A 17870-nucleotide genomic window follows, 5' to 3' on the forward strand; every position below is an offset into this window, starting at 1 on the left:
GCCTGTTGATGCGCTATCCCTTTGAACTCGATCCGCAGATTATTCACCACATTATTTACAGTCAGGCCGGCTCTGTCGGCAAGGCCGTCATAGAACTCATCATGAACAGCGTCGACGCCGGTGCCGGCGCGGTGATCATCGACATTACCCCGGAGGGCTTCTCCTGTCGGGATGATGGACGCGGTTTTACGTCATATGATGACGTAAAGCGCTATTTCGGGCGTTTCGGCACGCCACATCAGGAAGGTGATGCGACCTACGGGCGCTTTCGTCTGGGGCGTGGCCAGATCATGGCGCACGCCCGAACACTCTGGCGTTCGCAGCGCTGGCAGATGTCGGTTGATACGCGTGAAATGGGTTATCACTATGACCTGGAAAAAATTGCGGAGGCTGAGCCAGGCTGCCATATCACTGGTGAGTGGTATGAACCGCTGACCAGTCAGGAGCGCATGTCATGCATTCAGGAAATCCGCGATCTGGTGCGCTATACACCCGTCACGGTGCACCTCAACGGCACCATCATTACCCGCCAGCCGGCACTGGAGAAGTGGGATGCGGAGGACGATCAGGCCTGGTATCGCCTCCGGGAAGACGGTGCGGTGTCGGTATACAATCAGGGCGTCCTGGTGCGTCATGATCCAGGACACATCTGGGGCGTTGGTGGCCTTATCGTCAGTAAAAAACCCATCGCGCTTAACGTCTCGCGTACTGAAATTCTTCGCAAAAGCTGCCCTGTCTGGAAAACAATTGCCGCCCGGTTTGGCCAGCTTGCCACCGCCTTCTCTGACAATCAGGGGAAATATCGTAAAACGGAAGCGCGTCGGGAGAAAACCGCCCGCGCTTTGCTTTCCGGAGAGGGCGACCTGCAGAAGCTGATGAACGATGAAGAGGTCATCACGCTCCTGCCCGGCAAACGTCACGTCACGCTTGAGCACTTCATTCGTAAGTGCCGCTATTACCCGGCGGCAACCGACAAAAACTGCTTCACCCTCGCGCGGTATGCTCGTGATGTTCCGCGCGGGGAAATCATTGCCCGGGCCGGTATCGCGCCAGTGGTGCATCCTGTCACGCTGTCCCGCTTCGGCTGTTACGAGCCGGAAGAGTTTATGGAAAGTCTGAGCCGCGTACGCGCAAACCTGATGGCGTACCGTGAACAGCTACCCCGGCACCGGCGATGGGGCTCCGGCTGGCAGTCTGAGCTGGTACTTATTGATTTCGACACCCTCAGCGCAAACTTTATAGACCGCACGCAGATGATCAGCGAGAAACAGCTTGATAAGGAAACCCGACGTGCATGGACAGCGCTGCGCTGGTGCCTTACCCAGTATGCTGCTGTCTGCTCGGGAGGCGAAGCGGGTTATCAGTCACGTTCTTACGGGGGTAAACGCTTTCAAATTCTGCTGGGTGAGTCCACGTCTGCTGATGCCTGGACGGACGGAGAGACCTACATTGCCTACAACATTGATATCGTCCGCCGGCTGAAGTCCGATGCGCTGCAGACTGCCAGTCAGCTGTTCAGCCTGACGGAGCACGAGGTGGCACACCAGGGCGACAGCCTGGACTGTGGCCACGACGAAACTTTTTATCAGCGTTTCCATGATATCAGCACCCTGTGCGCACCCGATCGCCAGCGTTACATGCACGTCTGGCTGATGAAGTACACGACCAGCCTGGAGGCAGAGGGTAAACGCGCAACCGGAACAGCCTGGAGAGAGCGTTATCTGACTGAGCGTGCCAGCACCGGCCGGGAGAAAAAAGGACTCCCCGGCGTTATCAGTGATGCCGGCATTCGTGATGCTGTAAGCGCACAGCCGGCCCCTGAAGATATGTCACGGCTTGATTTTCTTAACCAGCAACTGACGGGCGCCGCTGCAACGGCGCCTGTAAGGTCTGACTGGGATAGTGCAGTGGCTGCCGGCATTGAGCAGGCCCGTAAGAATCAGTCAGAACGGTTACGGGAACAGCAGGCTCTGGATGACTGGTACGCTGCAGAGGATGATGCATCCGACATTCTGATCGATGAGCAACGGGCAGCTGAAGCTGAAGAGCAGATGTGGCTGGCTTCCCGTAAAACACATTACCTGTCCCTTTTACCCGACGCTACTGAGGAGGCTTTAAACGACTGGGTGGTTGAGTTCCTTGCCATTGCGACCGATTCAGATGAGGAAGCACGTGCTGCGTGGGCCATGCGTGCATGGGAAAATAGCGACCTCTGGTTTGCCAGAAATACTCCAGCCGGCATTGAGGCGGAAGACCTCCATGAACAGGACGCTGAACACCCGCCTGAACAAAGCCTTCCTGCAGAGTGGCTTCCATTTATCGTGGAGGGCGAAACCCGATGGAGCATAGAGCGTAACGCAGCTGCAGCAGGTTTTGTCCGTGAAATGGATTATCTGGAGTGGCGCCGCGACAGCACCATCGGGGGGGCATCCTGATCATGCGGAATCACGGTTTTCTCAACCAGCCTGCGCGCTGAGAAATTATCAGCGCCGGGCTCAGAGTTAATTACTGACCGGCCCTGTTATTGAACGCACCCTGAGCAGGTTACTCACTCAGGGAGTGTTCTCCATGAAATTTTCATTTTGCTGCCTCGCAGCACTGTTACTAACCGCCGGCGCCCATGCCGGCACCGTCATTTATACCGACAGCGCCCACCCCGTAACGGGTAACCCCGGGCCTGACGTGACTGTCATTATGCTGGATGCGCCTGACCGGCTGCAGGCGGATCTCTTCGGCCCGCTGCCGGCAGACCCGGCACAGGCTGAACAGCAGGCGCGGGCTGTCATCAATTCGCCTGCGTTTAAGCAGCGTCAGCAGGACCTTGCCGGAACCTATGCTGGTCTCATGCACGCCTGGTCGCTGGGTCTTGAGAAATACCCCGCGGTGGTGTTTGACGACAAGTGGGTGGTCTACGGCACCACGGACGTCGGCGTGGCCACGCAGCAGCTGAACGCCCGGAAGGAGTCTGCACAGTGAAAATGTCTTTCTCCCGCCCGCGCCGGCTGGCACTCGCCACGTTAATGGCCTGCACCGGCACGATGGCCAGCGTCAATACCGCGAGTCTGCTCTCAAGCGCCGCCAGTCCTGACTGTATCAGCTGGCGCATCAGCGGTATCTGTTACTGGCTTTTCTGCACGCCTTTCGGCTGCTCCGTTAAAACCTCCGTGAAGGTCACTCATTTCATTCCGGAAGCCGTGGTTTCAGCCTACCTGAGCCCTGGAGCCAATCCCTGGACGGAGATGTCGGCCGTCAGCAGCCTGGCTGATGGCGCCGAGAGTGCGCTCCTGGGAGGCGCTGCAGGTGTGGCGACCGGTGGCGGACGGCAGGAAATGAAGGCGCCCGGCAATCGCAAGCAGAACCTGCACTTTTACTACGGCGATGCGTACGGCCATCCAGCTACCAGACTCATCGGCGGAATGGTGCCTGGGTATTCCTGTGACAGTGCCGCCGCGCCTTTTATGCCGTACTTCACAAGCAGCCTCGATGCGCTTGCCTGGCGCACCGGCGTACCGGAATCGCTCTACCCGGAGGCGTTAATCCCGGGACAGCGTGAGATTGGCAGCACGGCCAGCGGCAACATGTGGGGGAATGTCTATCCCCGCAGCGGCTTTGTCACGCAGACCGACAGCTACAAGTCGGCGGCCGTTGTGGTGCAGCGCGTGGCCGACATTATCACCCGCCAGGGACAGCTGCATGTCTACAGCCCGCTCACCGGGCAGCGTTCGCCGGGCTACTGGCCACCCGACCCCGTCCAGGAAAATACCGGCACAAATAATCACAAATGGCAGCGTCTCTCTCCCCAGCTCTCGCAGAGCTGCGCGGTGTTCCCCGACACTGGCGGGCAGATAGCTGAAAACGGCAACTATGCCTGGGCGTTGTGGCAGCCCTACAGCTGCTGCAAACGACGTGGCCAGACCTTCCTTTACAGCACCGATTTCTCCTGAGGACTAAGCAGATGAAACAGCAGTATTCGCAGCGGCTCTACCGCCCTCTGGCGGCATTAGCCTTCTCCGCCTTTCTCTCCCTGCCGGCACTGGCTGTGGACACGTCACTTTCGTCCGGCGGTGCGTCAGTAAGCGGCGCGATTAATGACGGACTTTTTTACTCTATTGGTGGCGGCTCAGTGATCTCACCGCCACCGAGCCGCAGCAATATGTCCAGACTGGGGCTGAACGGTGGGTGGAGCAGTGACCTCATGTGCGGCAACTTTGACCTGAAAACGACCGTAGGCAATCAGCTCAACGGCATCACCAGCGGATTCAAGGACCTTATGGGCAACGTGATTCAGGGCGCGACCGGCGCGGTTATGAGCATGCCGGCAATGGCCATTCAGCGTGCTAATCCCGGGCTGTATGAAATGCTCACCAACGGGGTGCTGCAGGCAGGGCTCAACTTCGATAAAGCGCAACTCAATTGCCAGAATATGTCGAAAAAGCTTGCTGACTATACCCTGGGCAGCAAGTGGCAGCAGGCTGCTGTATCTGAAGAATATAAGGATATTGTGGCGTCCAGCGGCGGAGACGCCGTCTCCAGCGACCAGCAGCTGCAGAAGGCCACCGGTGAAGAAGGCGTAACCTGGGTTGGCGGTCAGAAGCGCGGAGGCAAAGGCCAGCAGGCCATTCAGCCGACCCGTGACCTGGCTAAAGCCGGTTATAACATGATGAACAGCCTGCCGGTGACCAGCAACAGCAGCGTGGGCTCCGCCAGCTGCAACGGCACGGTCTGCCAGCGCTGGAAAACCTCGGATGATGCGGCAGCGGCGGTGGTTAAGGTGCTTGGCGATCGTTCGATCCGGACCTGCAGAGAAACCAGCGAATGCACAAGCGGCGGGGCTGAAAACCAGCCCGGCAGTTCTGTCGCCGGCACGGGATTCTCACCCGTGCTTGAAGATGCTACCAAAGCCAATCTGGAACAGCTGGGTAAACTGGTCGGCGGTGAACTGCAGCCAACGGCCGATAACCTGGCGGCGCTTAAAACCGGCAGCCTTGTTGTAACGCGCGGCGTTATTCAGTCACTGCGCGATGACCCGGACAAGGTCGCGTTGGTTCAGCGCCTGGCCGGCGAGCTGGCGATGGCTGACACAGTGGAAACAGCACTGACCATGCGGCGCATGCTGACCACCGGCGAATCCGAGCCAAACGCCGCTGAGCAACCCGAGGCGCTTGCTGAAGGCGACCGCCGCATTGATGCTCTTGACCGCGAGCTCAGCGCCCTGCGTAACGAGATGGAGTTGCGCAAATCCATCAGCAACAACAGCCTGCTGACCACGCTGGCGCGTCAGGGAGAGCGTAACCAGGATAACCAGCTGCAGCAGAAAGCCGGCAATCAGGATCAGGGCTTCAGCCAGATGAACCAGACGCAGTCTTCCGGAGCAAACTGATATGACACTCTCCTCTGTTCGCGGCCGTGCGGGCCGCATATTACTCATGCTTCTCCCCTTACTGCTGGTAACCGTGGCCATGTTTGCGCTGGCTTCGGTCTTTATGGCGTATGACCCGGACGGCCAGCTGACACGCCTTTGGCTGCATGAGAGCCGGTGGGGGCTGTTTGCCTGGCGACTTGTGATGTATGCCGGCATCGCTGCAGCCTGGGGCCTGAAGATCCGCCCGCAGCTTCTGAAGCGGTGGCCGGAGGCTCGTGCCCGCCTGCCGCGCACCGAGCTGCTCGGGGTTCTGTTTATTCTGGCCACGGAATGCGTGGCCTGGACCGGCACGGCATAAGGAGAAGATCATGACAGCAAACAGTTACCTGGAATATTTTCTGGTCCTCTTTGGCTGGGTGATGAACAATGCCATGTGGACCATTCTCAGCAGCACAGGGCTCTTCGCGCTGCCGCTGGTTTTTAAGGTCATGGGCGTGTGGCTCAAGGTGCGTGAGGAAGGTGCAGACGAAGGGAATAAAGGATTACTGGCGCTCCCGCGCATTGAGCATGCCATTTATGTTTCATTTGTGGTGATGCTTTTTTGCTGCATCCCGCTGCTGCCAGTAGATATCAGCACCATCAAATTCGACAGTTCCCGGGCAAAGCAGTGTGGCATCAGCGTACCCACGCCGCAGAACTCGGGCTACAGCGGTTTAGTCAATGACTTTGACGGTCGTACCGCCCAGGTGCCCATCTGGTGGTATCTGCTGCATATGATTTCTAAGGGCACCACCCAAGCCATGATTGCGTCCATTCCCTGCGGCACGCAACTGCGCCAGATGCGCTTTGACGTGCAGAACACGAAGCTGCGTGACCCGGTATTGCTGCAGGAGGTCCAGGACTTTGCAGATCAGTGTTATTCAAGGGCCTATTTCCGGCTCAAGAACAGCAACAGTCAGCTCAGCGATGCCACCATTAACTCGGTAGGCTGGATTGGCAGCGACTACTTCCTGAACACGTCGGGCTATTACGACTACTACACCGCCACCACCCCGAGGAGCCAGTGGCCCTATAACAGCTCCCGCGACAGCGGATATCCGGACACCGGTCAGGGCGGCTATCCCACCTGTAAAACGTGGTGGTCCGATGGCTCTTCGGGGCTTCGTACTCGCGTGCTGGCCACCTTTAGTGATTACACACGTAAAGAAGTGCAGAGGCAATTTCCCGGTCAGCAATGGGAAGAGGTCGTGCTGCGGTGGATAGTAAGCCCGCGAAATGCCGGACTTTCGGGAGGCGGTGTTACTTACATGGCCGGTGCAGATGACACCGCCTCCGGTATTGGCGGAAATCTGTCACGGCTGGCATCTACTGTAGGTTTAGGTATGAAGCAGGTAGAAGCACTTCCTGGCTTCGATGCGCTGAAACAGGCGCTTCCGATGATTCAGGCGCTTCTGCAGATGATGATTATCACTGTGATACCGGTGCTGATGATGTTCAGTGCTTACGAGCCCAAAACAGTGGTTACCATATCATTTGCACTGTTTGCATTGCAGTTCATCACCTTCTGGTGGGAGCTGGCAGGATGGCTTGATGACAGATTGATCACTATTTTGTACTCAAGTCTTGCGGCTAATGGGCTTGCTTCAGGTCAACCTATAGCGGATTTCCTTAGTTCACCTCGTGATGGATGGATAATGAATCTTGTGCTGGGAATGATGTACGTAGTTTTTCCGGCATTCTGGGTGGGCATGCTTGGCTGGATAGGGGTAAAAATTGGTGGCATTGCTGAGGGATTCATTAAGGGTGGCGCTCAAGCTCAACAGGCTGGACAAGAAGGGGGGGCGATGGCAGGAGAGGCTGTTAAAGCTGGGGTGAAGAAACTCGTCTAATACTCATTATAACTAGTGCTGAGGCTGGCAGTTTCATCGCTGACAGCCTCTAATCACGATCTATCCTGAAATTGCCTACATACCACCCATAACCTTCAGCACCATCACGAAACCCGTCTTTAGGTTTTTTGGTCTTATTAGTCGAAGCAGGTAGTTTTGAAACAATCAAAGAAGCTGCTGTGCAAGCTGTCTTTACAGAGTCTCTCACGTCGTCCCCAAAACTACGACCACTCTCGTATTTCTCTAACTCTTCATTCCAGTCACTTGCCATAAGATCTTCCTCGTTCACAACACAAAGCAAAGATTGTCATGTCGAATCACATTACTAAAAAACAGCACTACTGGCAAATTTTTGAACAGTAAGACGGCTCGTTTCATCAGGTACCACATTAGGGTTCTATCAAGTTGTCCATCGGATGAATTTTGAATTTATTACAAAACCCACTTCTCACAGAGATGTTATAGTAAGGTGCGAAAAATGAAGTTCATCTTTAAAACATACTGGTGAAAAAATGGTCTCATCCAAAACGCATAGAATTAATTCGCTTTTCAGTGATTCTAAGTTTCAATTAACAAGTGAGCTCTTATCAGCATGCATTGGTTATGGAAGCCATATTGAACCATACGGATTTGTTACTGGGTTTAGTGGTAAAAAAAGAGATGGATATGCAATTTTACTGCGGCTAATGTCAAGGACTTTTGATGTAAATGACGTGCCAATTGATGATGACAGAATATACACCAGGTATAGCAAGGAGGTTGATGCATTTATTGCTTCCCTGAGTAAACCACAGTTAAATGAAATCGCCGGTGAGTTGAAACATATTTATCTTCACCTGCAAGGGATTTTAAATGATGCGGGAGTTACTCATATAAAATTAAGGCGAGAAATCGGCCCCAAAGAATTGCCTCGACAAAAAATTAATGAAGTAACAGTATCATCTCATTTTTCTGGACATCTTAATTATAGTGACTTACTCATGCTGTATAAATCTGCAGCTGATTTATTAGGTAAAGAAAAAATACCTGTTCATATGGACGTGCTTAACTCTTTTACTGACACCAATGATAAAGGTGGCTATGGATCTATATCGATTGAGTTAAGCATACCTGCAGAGGATGTCCTGTACTCATACTTAATGTTCCCTTCGGATCAAATGGAAGGAGAAGAGTGGGTAATAATGAACAGGTCCTCAACAGGCGTAGTTGAAATCCCTGCTTCTAGCATTATCATTGAAAATACTAAAATAAGAGACTTTTATAAGGAAAGCTATAGGGATTTAACTTTGGATTTTGCACAGCAATTATTCAGCATGGAGTATTCTAGAACATGGGGGAGGTTACCACTGTTCCGTTCCTTCTAACTAGTTTCGAAATGGCGTAGAGTTCTAATAATTTATTGAACCTTTATTCGCTACCTGCTTCAGACTCGTTATCTTATATGATTCACATGAGGCTATGACATTTAACTTGTAAAAGGATCATGCTTCGATCTAACATCTCCCTCGTTGTACCGTTGCGTAAAGCAACATGCCAATGTCCCGGCAATCTGAGAGGGACGCCTTCGGGTGATTGCATGCCAAAACCGTCATGACCTGAGAGACGGTGCCTTAGGGCGGTAACTCCGTTTAACCTTTGAAAACGGAGGTCGCACAACGACGAAGGTCCTTTTCTTTCAATGCCTGTTCAGGGCTTTTTCATCTCCACGGCGTTTTTCGCCAACGTTTACTCTTTCGTGCTGACGCTGAATTCCGGTTGCAAACTTTGCGACGTGGGTATGACCATTTGAACATTTGGGCATCTTCCACGACTGCATTGAGAGCAGAGGAGCGCGGCGTCACTTGCGTTCGAGTGAAACGAGTACCAAGTGACGCGCGCAGCGCATAACTGGCAGCGCTGACGCACTGCCGTTTAAACAACTTCTTTACCAACTGACCAACACGTACTCAAAGGTTTTAAGCGCCTTAAAGACGTGCTTCATTCACTGTTTGTTCACTTATCAATCAAACGTCTTAACCGTAAAAACGGCCAGGGACTTCATTAAAAGAGGAGAAAATCGACACGATATCGATGGCGACACCAGTCAACACACTGGTGCGTGGAAGCAGACTGATTCATTTCAGCCCGGTGCAAACCGCGAACAGGTCAGAGACCTGGGGAGCTTCGCAATAACTCAACATTTCGCCGCCCCGATGCACAGATATCTGTCGAGACGCAGGAAGCGCAACAATAAACCGTGCCGTCGGGGTGAAATTCATCGTCTGTAGCTGTGGTGCAGTCGGTGTCAGTGCTTTTCCGTTCACACAGACGGAAAAGCACTGACACCTGTTTAAGTGGAGGGGGGATTATGGCAAAACTGAATAAAAATCTTAAAACGCTTGCCAGACAGGCGGGGGGAAGTTTTAAAACTGTTTCTGACCGAATGAAAATTGCTGACAGGTTTGCCGAACGTTTATTAAGGCTTAATGTTCAAATCAGAGATATCAAGAACATTAAAACGTCGCATATCGAACTGTATATGAAAAGTCGCCTTTCAGAAGAAATTTCCAGGCGCACTCTTCAAAATGAAATGGCGGCGATCCGCGCTTTACTGCGGGTTGCAGGAAAGACACTCATGGCTAATCCTTCTCATGAAAAACTGAGCAACCAGGCCCTGGGGATTTCGGAAACGAGCCGGGACGGAACGAAGGTTGCCATTCCCGATACTTATTTTCGTCAGGTATTAACGAGTGTAGAGCAAAAGGATGAGGGCATTGCCTGCGCAATGAAGCTATCCCGATTACTCGGTTTAAGAACGGAAGAAACAGTTCAGTCTGCTAAATCATTGCGTACCTGGCAAAAAGCGTTACTGAATGGGGACGAAAAAATACGCATTGTATTCGGTACAAAAGGAGGGCGCCCAAGAGATACCACGGTATTAGATCGTGATGCGACTCTGGCTGCAATCAATGCGTCTCTTAAACATCTGAGTGAAAATAATGGCAAGTTAATCGATAAACCATCATTACACACGGCCATTGAACGCTATCGCAATGTCGTCCGTGAATCAGGATTAACCGGTAAATATGCACCCCATAGTTTACGTTATGCGTACTCTGTTGATGTTATGAATCTCCATATGAAAAAAGGTTTTACTAAAGAAGAGGCACAGGCTCTTGCATCAATGGATCTGGGACATGGCGATGGCAGGGGGCATTATGTGGCGCGTATTTATAACAAGGTTGAGCTTCATGATTAAGCATGGTTTTATTTCTGGTGATGTTTCGATTATTTGTCGCGTGCTTTTAGGGTTTAAAGTAAACATTTCACGCATTATCGACAGGGGACATTGCGAGGTAGCCTGTTTACAGGAGGCTTATGCCCATTATGGTGACAGGTTCACCCGTACTGATGCCTGTCTGTACTTCACTCAGGGCGCACTGTTTGAAACTTTCAGGATTGTGCTGAGAGAAAAATAATGCGGGGAGATCTTTGCGTTGACACTCTTGCCTGAGGTGCGGGAATTGTGTACGCTTATTTTGCTAACGTTGTCTCTGACAACTGCCAATGTTCCGGTGATTTGAGAGGAACGCCTTCGGGTAATCACATGCCAATGCCATCACAACCTGAGAGATGGCGCTTTCGGGCGGTTACAAATCTGTTTAACCTTTGAAAACAGAGACCCCTGTGGTTAAGGTCCTTCTCTACTTCGCTTCACTCTCCTGAACATCTTATTTACTCATCAGCCATTTTTGGCCTGATTCTCACCCTGAGGGATACTTTCCCTTTGGGACGGTTCCCTTTTTTCATAAGGAATCGTACCCATGCATTATACCAAAATGATCAATCCGCTCACGTTACTGAATTGTGATTCCCCCGCTTCTGCAAGAATCATGGTGGATTACGTTAAAACTCAGCTTAACGTACGTCTTGGTTACAAACTCATGGTTGACGCCGATCCTCAGGTTCCTGCTGACGGCCTTCCTGACTACCTGACTTTTCTCAGATATGTTGCACATACCGTTGGTTTTGCAACTGAGCATTGCTTCATAAGACACACCTTTGTCGAAGAGGCCGTGACCGAGCTTACGCTCCTGGGGGTAAATGTTCACAGTCGTCACTGGAATACCGCTTTTCACCAGGGCGTTACCCTGTCTCGCCAGGAAAAAGAACTGGACGACGCTACAGAAGAAGCGCGCAAAATGTTTTATCAGAGCGCCGGTTTTTCTGACATCGCCTGACTGCCTTATTAAACGAACAGTCTTTCACCCTCACGGGACTTCTGTCCCCGTCAGGGACAGATTTCCCCGACGCTTCAGGGAATCCTCAATGAACGATTTAATTCTCACTGCAGATTTTTATCATCGTGCCAGCGAGCGTACCGCTCACAAAGTCGCACTGGCCAAAGCAGAGGGCGAGCTGCTGAGTATCGCAGCGCTTCGTCGTCTTGGCCTGAATACCGGGACAGATGACGACGGCTTTCCGTTTTACGTCTGGGAAATGGCTGCGGTCGCCAGGGACCTGGCTGAACTGCATGTCCGGAAGCTTATACCTGAATCATGGGAGGCATTCTTTAACGGTCTTTGCCGCATGGCAGAAGGTATTGATAAAGAGGCCTGGACATATTTCTACAAAAGCGCAGTCAAAGACGAAAAATGCTTTCTGTCTATGGAAAATAGCGAAGCAAATTTCTGAGGTGATGCACTTAACCCGTATGGGGATTTTCTCCATACGGAGATAAATCCTCTTATTTTTACTGAAGAGGATTTACCTGTGAATACACTGGCATTTAATACGTTATTACTCGTTAAACATAACAGCAGCGAATGGCACCGGATGTGGAGCAGGCTGGCAAAGCACAGGTCCAACCGCGCCCTTCAGGAACCGGCTGTTGCTGATAATGACGGTGAAGTCTGGCAGTACATGGAGACAGTGGAAAAACGCGTTCTGTGGTTTGGAAAACGCTACATCCATCGTTTCCGTCATCGTTATCACCCAGCCTGCGGTTGCGCCATGACAGTTAACATTCCTGCCAGCCGAACCTTTAATCCGGACGATCCGGATAACGCTTTATATCATCACTTCGGTTAGTCATTAACCAGACGCCAGCGTCATTTATGACAAAGGCGTTAACCCATGCGGGGACAACCTCCCTGCATCTGCGGTGATGGTTTTCTCCGCATTCTTTAAGGAGAAAACCATGAGCAGTATAATGCTGTTACTTATCACCCGCACATCGCGCGCCCTCAGCTGCCTTGCAGAGGCAATGCGTCAGCAGCAGGCTGAATGGTTCACCAACCGCAGCGGACACAGTAGTTTCCGCGCCGAGGTCGTTCAGTCTGAAGGGGGGTTTACCGCCATCATTTCACGCAGAACAGGCTACAGTTCGCGTGACTGGCAGTATCAGCAACTTGGCAGCGCAGGTAAGTTTGCCTCCGCACGTAAGGCTTTACGGGCGGGCCGGCAGATGGCGCAGCAAATGGCCGGATTGCGTTACCGTTTCGACTGAATCTGTTTTTACTGATTAACACTTCCCGGAGGGACCTTCCCTCCCGGGGAGGTTTCCTCCTTCTTTTATCCGGAGGAAATATGATCCGTTTTACTTCTGCTGAACTTCGTCCGCTTTTCACACAGAACCTGGGTATGCAGCGCCCGCTGATACTTGAAAAGAACCTGGGGATTTATCTTCGTGTACCTGATGACAATCATCCCGGAGAGTGGCTGAAAGCCTGGGCTGCAGGGTGTAATCCGTCGGAGGATGCAGACTGGTCAGAACTTGCTGACTCACTGATACCCGAACGGGAATTCTCCTTTCAGACCTTTATTGCGCAGAGCATGTCTGATGCTGTGCTGAATGACCAACATGATCTGCTCATCAAACCCGTTATCAGTAACCTGAACAATGCGCTGACGCTTCATGTGGAAACGCATCCACCGCTGAAGGTGTATGTACCGGTGAGCGAATATCGTGACCGGACCCGCTGGCTTTACGATCAGTCGCTGCGCCATTTTCATGCCTGTGTAGGTAATGCTGAACGTCTCAGCTGGCGTTCGCAGGCATTACATGTTCTCGACCAGGTCATTCGCCTTGATTCAAAGCGGGCGAAACCCGCCGATCGGGAGATGTTTGACAGTGCGGTCGCGAGCGTACGTGACCGTATTCGTTCGGTTATGGCCGACGGCTCCTTACGTTTTTACTGATTTTTCCACTCACCGGTGGCGCATCGTCCGCCACCGGCCGGGATGCGCCCCGTTTTCAAAGGATGCATCCCATGAAAAAGACAACAGCCCGATCCAAAGCGTCAGCAGTACAGACTACCGACCTGTATCAGCAGGTCACCGATAAAATCATTGTGGCGCTGGAAAATGGCGTGCCGCCTTGGCGGCGCCCGTGGCGTTCGGCTCAGAACGTGCACGGCAGCTGCCTGCCGGTCAATGCCGTAACCGGCCGTGCCTACAGCGGGGTTAACGTTCCCCTGCTCTGGATGGCCGCAGAAGAACACGGTTATACGTCCGATCGCTGGCTGACTTTCCTGCAGGCTAAAACTGCGGGAGGTCACGTCAGGAAGAATGAAACCAGCGCGCTGGCCATTATCTACAAACCGTTTGAGAAACAGGCCAGGGACAGCAGTGATAATCTGCTGTTCCGGGACGGAGAGCCGGTTATGGAGCAACTGACCATGCTGAAGCAACTGCAGCTGTTCAACGTTGAACAGTGTGAGGGCCTGCCTGAATTCGTCAGCGGTGAAGGTGTGGTTTCTGTTCCGGCAGAATCCCCGTCTGAACTCAGCGCGGTACAGCTGAATCAGGTACAGCAAATATTCAGCTCCACGGGAGTCGGGTGCGATCACCGCCGGCAGGACCGCGCTTATTACCGGCCGGGCGCTGACCGCATAGTCATGCCGACGGTATCGCAGTTCCGGACGGAGGCGGACTACTGGTCCACCCTGCTGCATGAACTGGTGCATGCCACCGGGCACGGCAGTCGCCTGAACCGGGAAGGCATTACCTCATCGTCACGGCAGTTTGGTGACCCGGTTTATGCGTTCGAAGAGCTGATAGCGGAAACCGGCAGCGCCTTTCTCTGTGCGGAGCTCGGTATTACCGGCGACGTGCAGCACGAAAGCTATCTTGCCGGCTGGCTGAGAGCACTTCGGGAAGACAAACGGGCAATTTTCCGTGCCTGCCGGTTCGCACGTGAAGCCTCGGAATATTTACTTGCGCCCCTGAACCGTAATACGGAACAGGCGGCATAATCTGACCCGGCGGCTGCGGCCGCCATCATCCCCCTGAGGGCATCTTCCTCAGGGAGATGCCCTCTTTTCGTTTCAACCGACAAGAGGAGTTTCACAATGTTTTCATGGTGCCAGAACCGCCTGGAAATCACCGGTAAGTCAGTCTGCCTTGATGTTATGCAGCCCTGGATTGCCGGCACGGAAAAACCGCTATACCGCCATGCCGTCCGGCAGGCGATAAAACTGTTTCTCGCTGGCTGTGCCGGCATACTTAAGCCTGTCAGGGCCATGGACTATGCGCCGTATCCGATGCTGACCGCTTCAGGTACGGGAGCGCAGACTTCACCTAACCAGGCATTCCAGCACTTTATCGAGCTGCTGGAGCAGGATGCGTGGCTGGACACGAAGACACTCTCCCGCATGGAGAAAATCACGCTGCAGTCCGGCATCGATGCGCTGAAATGGGAAGCCATTCCGTTTTCAGCCCGGCAGATAATGGCGCAGCTGATGGCCGTGCATTATGCCGATTGGTTTGGTGTAGCCGGTGCCGGTGGCCAGTTCGATCCGCAGGAGCGCTGGGAATGGCTCAGCAGTATGCCGGAGACAACCTGCCCCTGTGACATGCTGATGGTGATGCCGTCACGTCTGGCAACCGAACTCAACGGCGATACGGGTCTGTTCAGGGGGCTCAATACATCGTCAGAACTTTACATGCAGCTTTTTGGCATGGAGTTCCCGGCAGGCCATCAGGCCAGCTGGAGCCGTGATGATGTGGGTTCGCTCACGCTGCACTTTGCGTCTCCCTGGTATCCGCCGTCAGGTGAGATCATGGGAGAAATGTCACAGTTGTTTGACTGCGAGATCCGGCACTACTGGATTTCACCGGATGCCGGCACGTCAGGTTACAACTGCTTTGACCGGGGCGATCATGTTGACAGCGGTCCGTACCCGGCTGAGGAGCTACGCCAGTCTGCATCGGGTGATGGTGCCCGTATGTACCTGGTTACGCCAGAACCTGCTTTAGTGCCCGCTGTAACCACAGCGCACTACGGCAGTATCCGCGCATAGCGACAATCCAGAACCGGTAATTCGGCTCTGTCGTCAGGCCACAGCGAAACCTGTGGCCGTTTTTTCACCCCGAAGGGAACACCGTTTCCCTTCAGGAAGCGTGTTCCCTTTTCTGAGGAAGCACGCATGAAACAAGTCATTAATCACGAAAAAGCCTTTCTTAAACTCTTTAATCAGACCGCCCGTGATCACCGCCGGCATCAGGTGTTTGAGGATTTCATCAGCTGCAGCGTCATCGCACTGGAAAATCGCCTGCAGTTCTGTGAAAAGCGTGAACAGAAGTACCTGCGCATCGTGTCCCGTTATGAAAAGCCTGACGTCAAAAATTTGGCGCAACTGTTTGCCCATGTGGTGAACGGGCTGGAAGAGGGGCCAGGTGATTTTCTGGGGCGGGTTTTTATGCAGCTCGAGATGGGTGATAAATACCGGGGACAGTTTTTTACCCCGTGGAGCATTGCCCGTATGATGGCTAAGCTTCAGCTTGGGAATATTGAAGAACAGCTGAAGGTTAAGCCGTTCATTACCCTCTGGGAACCAGCCTGCGGTGCCGGTTGTATGGTGCTGGCGTACGCCAGCGTGATGATGGAGGCCGGTTATCCACCACACCGTCATCTGTGGTTTTCAGCAACGGACATCGATCCGCTGGCCGCAGGTATGGCGTACATTCAGCTCTCACTGAGTGGCGTAGCCGGAGAAGTCGTAATCGGAAATGCTCTGAGCGATGAGCGGCGAAGGGTTTTACGAACGCCGGTTCATTACTGGGAACGCTGGCCGGAAAGGTTGCGGAATGTCGCTGAGGGGCAGAAACAACTTTTTCACGTAGCTTAAAACTCAGCAGGCAGACCTGAATAAAGGTCTGCTTTCTTTTTGTACTCCGGAATATTTTCTGTTTTAATTACATGCACATAATCACCTGCAGTGGTTTACCTGACCCAGCCTCGGTTAAAGACAGCATGGCGTCCGGAACTTTATGATCTACTCTGAGCCGAATTATCTCGGGTTGGGACACAGTTGATATGAAGGTTATTGAAAGCGGTATTCGTGACGTAGAACAAGGTAAAAATGTGAAAGTAGTCATGCCGGTAAACATTTATGAATGTGAGCTGGGCGATGATGTTTTTGTCGGACCCTTTGTCGAGATACAAAAAGGATGTGTTATAGGCGACAGGACCAGAGTTCAGTCCCACACCTTCATCTGTGAGAACGTTACAATAGGCGAGGACTGCTTTATAGGACATGGTGTTACCTTTGCTAACGACCTTTTCAGGAGTGGTGGTCCTGACGCTTCTGCAGCAAGCTGGATACATATTGTATTAGGCAACGCAGTAGCAGTGGGAAGCGGGGCAACCATTTTAACAACGCAGATTTGCAGCGGAGCGGTAATTGGAGCAGGAAGCGTGGTCACAAAGCCAGTGCTGGTAAAGGGAGTGTATGCTGGCAATCCCGCCAGACTCCTGAGGAAGCTGTAAGCATGACCTCTGCAAATTCTTATTCCAGACTTATACTGCGCTTAAGCAGCCATGCGGGCATCTGGCCCGCAGAAGGTCTCTTCAGCTGCCGTTATTCGTTGTACGCGGCGCAATAGCGCTGGTGATATCCCTGATGACACGCTGTATCGCAGCCTTTCGCCACGTTACTCCTTCAGCTTTCAGTAACTCATTCAGCTTAACTAGCAGCACGGCGTTCGTGACGGACACCTGTTCAGCAAGCAGCGCAACGATGGCCTCCCCGAGAATAACGTCACGCTGACTTTCACTTTTTTACTTTTCATGAAATCTCCGTTATGCCTGACGTATGAATCTTCCAGCCGGTTACTGCAAGCGGACGATACGCTGATACTGCTCGCGCCGCTGCGGGAACTCAACTCATTTTTCGCTGTCAGAATGGTACAGAGATAGACCCCTGTAACGAATTTTCTCCCGCCCTGTGCGGGATTTTTTTTGACGTAAAGCGGTATCGCAGTTGCTGCATTAGAATGAACGTTGTGTGCTACCTATCCGGTGCGGTACAAAATATGGGCTACGCTTTATCTGGCTTAACTTAACTTAAACCGGAGGCGTTATGTCAGTACAAAGAAGCGGAAAAGGCAATTTTGCAGAAGATCCGCAGCGGGCGGCCAGGCCGGCAGAAAAGGTGGTCAGATAAGCGGCGGCAATTTCAGGAACGATCCGGCGCGCGCTGTAGAAGCGGGCCGCAAGGGCGGCAAGGTTAGCCGAAGAGGAAAGACTGAAAACGTGGCGTCATCCTGACATTATCCGCTCGGTAGCGGTTAACGTCGCACAGGGCATTCAGTTGCATAATCAGCAATCTCTTCCATGATTAATACGTAACCTTAGC

19 protein-coding genes and 1 pseudogene are annotated in these 17870 nt (G+C 52.8%); 19 read left to right on the plus strand and 1 reads right to left on the minus strand.

The window, feature by feature from the left end:
- The first annotated feature begins 8 nt into the window (after window positions 1-8).
- The 6 genes from C1Y43_RS08740 to C1Y43_RS08765 all read left to right on the plus strand — a co-directional run bounded on the left by C1Y43_RS08740 (window position 9) and on the right by C1Y43_RS08765 (window position 7251).
- Complete coding sequence (locus C1Y43_RS08740; protein ID WP_104187965.1) at window positions 9-2435, plus strand: ATP-binding protein; 2427 nt, start codon at window positions 9-11, stop codon at window positions 2433-2435.
- A gap of 133 nt (window positions 2436-2568) precedes the next feature.
- The gene (locus C1Y43_RS08745; protein WP_104187967.1) at window positions 2569-2976 is read left to right on the plus strand and encodes a TIGR03757 family integrating conjugative element protein; all 408 of its coding nucleotides are present in this window, start codon (window positions 2569-2571) and stop codon (window positions 2974-2976) included.
- Between the two features lie 2 nt (window positions 2977-2978).
- On the plus strand, window positions 2979-3944 hold the full coding sequence (locus tag C1Y43_RS08750) for a TIGR03756 family integrating conjugative element protein (protein ID WP_168715032.1): 966 nt from the start codon (window positions 2979-2981) through the stop codon (window positions 3942-3944).
- Between the two features lie 11 nt (window positions 3945-3955).
- Window positions 3956-5380, plus strand: coding sequence for an integrating conjugative element protein (locus C1Y43_RS08755; protein WP_233209822.1), 1425 nt, complete (start codon window positions 3956-3958; stop codon window positions 5378-5380).
- Between the two features lies 1 nt (window position 5381).
- Complete coding sequence (locus tag C1Y43_RS08760) at window positions 5382-5720, plus strand: hypothetical protein (RefSeq protein ID WP_104187970.1); 339 nt, start codon at window positions 5382-5384, stop codon at window positions 5718-5720.
- Window positions 5721-5730: 10 nt separating this feature from the next.
- Window positions 5731-7251, plus strand: a complete 1521-nt coding sequence (locus C1Y43_RS08765; RefSeq protein ID WP_104187972.1) for a conjugal transfer protein TraG N-terminal domain-containing protein — start codon at window positions 5731-5733, stop codon at window positions 7249-7251.
- A gap of 49 nt (window positions 7252-7300) precedes the next feature.
- On the opposite strand, the gene C1Y43_RS23615 is transcribed toward C1Y43_RS08765, so the two are convergent.
- Entirely contained in the window at window positions 7301-7522 is a 222-nt protein-coding gene (locus C1Y43_RS23615) for a hypothetical protein (RefSeq protein ID WP_146068652.1), read from the minus strand.
- A gap of 241 nt (window positions 7523-7763) precedes the next feature.
- Here C1Y43_RS23615 and C1Y43_RS08770 point away from each other — a divergent pair, with 241 nt between their 5' ends.
- The 13 genes and pseudogenes from C1Y43_RS08770 to C1Y43_RS23935 all read left to right on the plus strand — a co-directional run bounded on the left by C1Y43_RS08770 (window position 7764) and on the right by C1Y43_RS23935 (window position 17782).
- Window positions 7764-8615 carry a hypothetical protein gene (locus C1Y43_RS08770; RefSeq protein WP_146068653.1) on the plus strand — a complete coding sequence of 284 codons (852 nt, stop codon included), beginning with the start codon at window positions 7764-7766 and terminating at the stop codon, window positions 8613-8615.
- A 983-nt stretch (window positions 8616-9598) separates the two neighbouring features.
- Complete coding sequence (locus C1Y43_RS08775) at window positions 9599-10489, plus strand: integrase domain-containing protein (protein ID WP_104187975.1); 891 nt, start codon at window positions 9599-9601, stop codon at window positions 10487-10489.
- On the plus strand, window positions 10482-10709 hold the full coding sequence (locus C1Y43_RS23620) for a hypothetical protein (RefSeq protein ID WP_146068654.1): 228 nt from the start codon (window positions 10482-10484) through the stop codon (window positions 10707-10709). Before C1Y43_RS08775 ends, C1Y43_RS23620 begins: the two co-directional genes overlap by 8 nt.
- A gap of 345 nt (window positions 10710-11054) precedes the next feature.
- Window positions 11055-11471: a hypothetical protein gene (locus tag C1Y43_RS08780; RefSeq protein ID WP_104187977.1), complete on the plus strand. Its 417-nt coding sequence runs from the start codon at window positions 11055-11057 to the stop codon at window positions 11469-11471.
- An 88-nt stretch (window positions 11472-11559) separates the two neighbouring features.
- On the plus strand, window positions 11560-11925 hold the full coding sequence (locus C1Y43_RS08785) for a hypothetical protein (protein ID WP_104187978.1): 366 nt from the start codon (window positions 11560-11562) through the stop codon (window positions 11923-11925).
- 78 nt (window positions 11926-12003) lie between these two features.
- Window positions 12004-12321 carry a hypothetical protein gene (locus C1Y43_RS08790; RefSeq protein WP_104187980.1) on the plus strand — a complete coding sequence of 106 codons (318 nt, stop codon included), beginning with the start codon at window positions 12004-12006 and terminating at the stop codon, window positions 12319-12321.
- 109 nt (window positions 12322-12430) lie between these two features.
- Window positions 12431-12739 carry a hypothetical protein gene (locus C1Y43_RS08795; RefSeq protein ID WP_059009494.1) on the plus strand — a complete coding sequence of 103 codons (309 nt, stop codon included), beginning with the start codon at window positions 12431-12433 and terminating at the stop codon, window positions 12737-12739.
- Window positions 12740-12819: 80 nt separating this feature from the next.
- A complete protein-coding gene (locus C1Y43_RS08800) occupies window positions 12820-13431 on the plus strand; it encodes a hypothetical protein (RefSeq protein ID WP_104187982.1) in 612 nt (203 codons plus the stop codon).
- A 71-nt stretch (window positions 13432-13502) separates the two neighbouring features.
- Window positions 13503-14486 (plus strand): ArdC family protein, encoded by a 984-nt coding sequence (locus C1Y43_RS08805; protein WP_104187984.1) that lies wholly within the window; start codon window positions 13503-13505, stop codon window positions 14484-14486.
- Window positions 14487-14582: 96 nt separating this feature from the next.
- Window positions 14583-15533 (plus strand): DUF1281 domain-containing protein, encoded by a 951-nt coding sequence (locus C1Y43_RS08810; protein WP_104187985.1) that lies wholly within the window; start codon window positions 14583-14585, stop codon window positions 15531-15533.
- A 126-nt stretch (window positions 15534-15659) separates the two neighbouring features.
- A complete protein-coding gene (locus C1Y43_RS08815) occupies window positions 15660-16361 on the plus strand; it encodes an N-6 DNA methylase (RefSeq protein ID WP_104187986.1) in 702 nt (233 codons plus the stop codon).
- A 188-nt stretch (window positions 16362-16549) separates the two neighbouring features.
- Window positions 16550-17002, plus strand: a complete 453-nt coding sequence (locus C1Y43_RS08820; protein WP_104187988.1) for an acyltransferase — start codon at window positions 16550-16552, stop codon at window positions 17000-17002.
- 592 nt (window positions 17003-17594) lie between these two features.
- Window positions 17595-17782, plus strand: a pseudogene (locus C1Y43_RS23935) (general stress protein).
- Window positions 17783-17870 lie beyond the last annotated feature (88 nt).

It is taken from the genome of Pantoea sp. ICBG 828 (assembly GCF_002928355.1).
Classification (GTDB): Bacteria; Pseudomonadota; Gammaproteobacteria; order Enterobacterales; family Enterobacteriaceae; genus Pantoea; species Pantoea dispersa.